The sequence below is a fragment of the Patulibacter sp. genome (assembly GCF_030655195.1).
GTDB lineage: Bacteria > Actinomycetota > Thermoleophilia > Solirubrobacterales > Solirubrobacteraceae > Patulibacter.
In genome coordinates, this window is record NZ_JAURWA010000194.1 from 1 (window position 1) to 2,741 (window position 2,741).

The window sequence follows — 2,741 nt, forward strand, 5'->3', positions numbered from 1 at the left end:
GACGGACGCCGACGCGGCGCGGCGGGCAGGGCGGGTGCGCGGCACGGGGCGGACGCTACCGAGCGCCCGCCCGCGCCCGCGCGGTCAGTCCGCGGCGATCGGCCGGGGCGCGGCGGGCGCGACCTCGGCCGGGGCGACCGCGACCGGCGGCAGGCGCTCGCCGGCCGGGACCATGGCGGCGTCGGCGACGATGACGTGGTCCTTGACGTGGGCGGCGTCGCCGATGGTCGCGTCCGCGCCGATGACGCAGGACGACAGCTCGGCACGGGCGCCGACGCGGGCGCCGGGCAGGAGCACCGCGTGGTCCAGCGTGGCGCCGGCGTCGACCGACGCGCCGGCGCCGACGACGGAGCCGGAGCCGATCCGGGCACCGGCGCCGACGCGGGCGCCGACCTCGACGAGGGCGTCCGCGGCGACGATCGCCGTCGGGTCGACGTCGGCGCCGGCCATGACGGGGCCGTCCTGCAGTCGGTCGAGCGTCGCGGTGCGCACGGCGCCCGACAGCACGTCGGCGACGCCCTGCACGTAGCGCTCGGGTGTGCCGATGTCCATCCAGTAGGCACCGCGGTGCACGTGTCCGTGCAGGCCCGCGCCGACGAGGTGCGGCCAGACCTCGCGCTCGATCGAGACCTCGCGGCCGGCGGGGATCATGTCCATGACCCGGCGCTCGAGCACGTAGGCACCCGCGGAGATCAGGTCCGTGTCGATGTCCTCGAGCTTCGGCTTCTCGAGGAACCCGCGGACGCGGCCGTCGTCCTCCAGGCGCACCAGGCCGTAGGCGGACGGATCCTCGACGGGGACCAGCGCCAGGGTGGCGACCGCACCGCTGCGCTCGTGGGCGGCGATCTGCGCGGACAGGTCCATGTCCGTCAGCACGTCGCCGTTGATGAGCATGAACCGCTCCTGCAGGTGCTCCTCGGCCATCTTCACGGCCCCGGCGGTGCCGCGGGGCTCGGGCTCGAAGACCCAGGTGACGTTGACGCCGTACTGCGAGCCGTCACCGATGACCTCGACGACCGCGTCGGACTTGAAGCCGCAGCACAGCACGACGTCGGTCATGCCGTGACGGGCGACCCACTCGAGCATGTGGGCGAGGAAGGGTCGGTCGGCGACCGGGACGATCGGCTTGGGCCGGTCCGAGGTCAGCGGGCGAAGGCGGGTGCCCTTGCCCCCTACGAGGATGACTGCCTGCATGTCGTGCTCCGTTTCGGTGATGGTGCCGCTCCGGACGGAGCGCGGGACATCGGTGCTGCTGGACCTTCGTGACGCGTGCCGCGGGATCCGGACTTCGTGGTGCTGCACCGTGCAACGACCCGGGAAACACCGTTCGAGAGACACCCGACGCGAACTGGACGCCTGTTGGGGTGAGTGTCCACCCCGACGTCGACCGTTCGGCCGCCTCCCCTCGTTGTCGCCGTGAGGGGGATGCTCTGCCGTCGGCGGGTCGGTCCCGGGTCGGCCCCGCATCGATCCGGTATCTGCGGGTCCGAGTGCCACCGCGCCAATCGGGTGGACACCGTCAGGAGCCGCGCTGTGGAGACGTAGGACCTGTGGAACCCCACGTTCCATCCCCGAACCGCCGGAAGCCCGGCGTCACGAGGCCCACACCCATGCGCACGTCCCCCCGCCCGCGGCACAAGGTCCACCCCGTCGTCCTCGCCGTGCTCCGCCCAGCCCTGCGCTACTCGTACACGAGGGAGGCGTTCGTGCTGCGCGGCATCGGCAACGACCGCGGGCCGGTGCTCGTCCGCGACACGCCGGCCGACGAGGAGCGTCCGACCGACGAGGAGCGTCCGGTCGACGCCGGGTGACGCCGCCCGGGGAGGGGCCAGCCCGTCCGGCCCCCGGGGAGCCGGACGGGCTCCCTTCCGTCGCCGAGGGGTGACGGCGTCACCCCCGGCCGTCCACCGCCCGGGTGATTTCTCTGGACGTCCGTCGACGGGGGCCCGGATCCATGAGACGATTCGCGCCGAGTGCTGCGGATATGCGGTCGTGGCCTCCCACGTGCGCGGGACGCGCGGGGGTGGACACGTGCCTCCCATCCGTCACACTTCTGAGCAGGCCCCGAAAGGTCTTTGATACCGGCGTCGAACACAGTTTCGATCGAGGCGGTGTCTCGCCAGCCGGGCCCGTACCGAACGATGAACCCTCAGGGATCCATGACCTACGAGCGCTACGACGCCGGCCCCACCCAGACCGGCGTCCGCCATACGGCACCGAACGTCGACCGGGTCATGGGCCTGGGCAGCACGCAGGAGACCACGGTCGACCGTCTCCTGACCGTCGTCGAGCGCCTCACCGCAGAGCTGGCCACGACGCAGAGCGCGCTCCACGACCTGGCCCTCGAGGTCGCACGCGCAGGGATCGGCTCCGGCCGCGGCAGCACCGCCCCGCCGGCCGGGTACGGCACGGGCGTCTCGGCCATCGCCACGGGCACCGTCCCGCTGGCGTCGAGCCACCCGTCCGCGCTGCCGCCCCGCCGCTCGGACCACGCCGTCATCCCCGAGATCGACACCTACTCGCCGGGCAGGCACGCCGACCCGGAGCACCCCTCGCCCGTGCACGACGGCGCGGGAACGCACGCCGCGCAGACCACCCACGCCGCCTTCGAGCCCGACGGCGCCCCCGCCGACCAGCAGGCCCAGCAGCAGCCGCAGGCCGAGACGCCGCTGGTCCAGCCGACCGCCCAGGTCGCGCCCCGCCCGACCGCGAGCCAGCAGCGCGCCGCCGAGGCCTCCGCC

The 2,741-nt window shown here is 74.0% G+C and carries 3 protein-coding genes; 2 read left to right on the top strand and 1 reads right to left on the bottom strand.

All coding sequences use genetic code 11. From position 1 onward, the window contains the following. Positions 1–84 precede the first annotated feature (84 nt). A complete protein-coding gene (locus Q7T67_RS20560) occupies positions 85–1,194 on the bottom strand; it encodes an NDP-sugar synthase (RefSeq protein WP_304794445.1) in 1,110 nt (369 codons plus the stop codon). Positions 1,195–1,610: 416 nt separating this feature from the next. Here Q7T67_RS20560 and Q7T67_RS20565 point away from each other — a divergent pair, with 416 nt between their 5' ends. Beyond that, positions 1,611–1,811, top strand: coding sequence for a hypothetical protein (locus Q7T67_RS20565; protein ID WP_304794448.1), 201 nt, complete (start codon positions 1,611–1,613; stop codon positions 1,809–1,811). A 348-nt stretch (positions 1,812–2,159) separates the two neighbouring features. Then, positions 2,160–2,741 (top strand): hypothetical protein (locus Q7T67_RS20570; protein WP_304794451.1); only part of this gene is annotated, 582 nt, incomplete at its 3' end.

What these genes read in the sequence shown, in the direction of transcription:
- Q7T67_RS20565 (WP_304794448.1), top strand. Translation starts at nt 1,611, where the DNA reads ATGCGCACGTCCCCCCGCCCGCGGCACAAGGTCCACCCCGTCGTCCTC.
- Q7T67_RS20560 (WP_304794445.1), bottom strand. Translation starts at nt 1,194, where the DNA reads ATGCAGGCAGTCATCCTCGTAGGGGGCAAGGGCACCCGCCTTCGCCCG.